This is a genomic window from Desulfobacterium sp. N47 (genome assembly GCF_051233685.1).
Lineage (GTDB): Bacteria > Desulfobacterota > Desulfobacteria > Desulfobacterales > RPRI01 > RPRI01.
The window spans coordinates 1-1,180 of record NZ_JBAMMY010000092.1 but is presented as its reverse complement, the minus strand read 5'-3'; the positions used below and the strand labels follow the sequence as shown (position 1 = coordinate 1,180).

The 1,180-nt window shown below is 42.8% G+C and carries 2 protein-coding genes; both read right to left on the bottom strand.

The features are described 5' to 3' along the window. Positions 1-586, bottom strand: a 586-nt coding sequence (locus VXK47_RS05940) for a hypothetical protein (RefSeq protein WP_435547853.1), incomplete at its 3' end; no start/stop codon positions are given. 32 nt (positions 587-618) lie between these two features. Next, complete coding sequence (locus VXK47_RS05935; RefSeq protein ID WP_435547852.1) at positions 619-873, bottom strand: hypothetical protein; 255 nt, start codon at positions 871-873, stop codon at positions 619-621. Positions 874-1,180 lie beyond the last annotated feature (307 nt).

The following is a 1,180-nucleotide window of genomic DNA, read 5'->3' as shown; positions in this document are numbered from 1 at the left end:
TGGAAACATGCGCAATCGTATTATGAACATACTTCAATTTTCTCTCTTCAGATCTTACACCCTTTTGACGGCTTTCCTCCTGCCTTTTCACATTCACATCATCTATGGAAACATTCGTCGTATTTTCAGGGTGTTCATAACATACAGGGTTCTCCAAAGCCTCTTCTCGTATATCGCATGCAATGCATTTTTCCGCCGCATCACGAATTTTGTCCTCATCCAGGGTGACCGGTTCATTCCGCGCATACTCAGGATTGCTCCCATTGTAAACGCCATCTTCACCAAATCCGTGCTTTTCCAATATCCGCCTTGTTTTTTCTTCCAAGTAATCGATCACGTTGGATACTTCTTTCTCCGTATTCTCTTGAAGGGTGCGATACGGCGTTCCCCCCTGTTCCTGGTAGCGAATCCGGTTGATCAATTCCGCTGTCTTCCGGTATGATTGCTCTGTGTCTCCATAAATCATTGCAATTTCTTTGAAACCAGTCGTCTTATAAAATTCCTTACCGGTCAATTCAGGAAAAAGATCCTTGCTTGTATCGTATTCAGACCCAACCCGGTGTGTTACAAACTCAAACCGGCCCACTTCACCATCCACCTTGTACGCATTCGGATTCGCTACGACTTCTCCTGATTCACATTCTTTAAACGCTTTTTTTTTGAGATATCGGACAAGTGTTTTGATATGGCATCACGTATTGTGGGGTGCGCCGCCACCAAAACTGATTGCTCACATTTGTCAATACTCATTGCATTCTTTTCACTGATCGTCATTGTAAAGCCGCCGTTCTTCTCCTTTACCGGTCCATGCTCTGTGACATCGTCATCACATTCGATCAGCTCAATGTGAACCTTCACCTTGTATTTGCCCATTTGGTAGTCCCTCCTCTTTTCCTTGGAGATATTGATCTACCAAACCATCACATTAATAGGCAGAGATGTCCAGCGATTTCTACATAATCAGTAACTCATTCCAAAAACTCACAATTCTTAACCGCACAGGTCGAAATTATTCAATATAATTCTTATCTGTTAAGTATATAACACAAAGTTCACCGGCCGGGAACACAAACCGGCTGTGTTTTAACCACGTTTAACTCAACCAAGGTTATTTGGAAAAAAGGCGCGGGTTCCCGGTCGAGTGTGTAACGCTTTGTTATCTTTTATGCAATCTTATTTA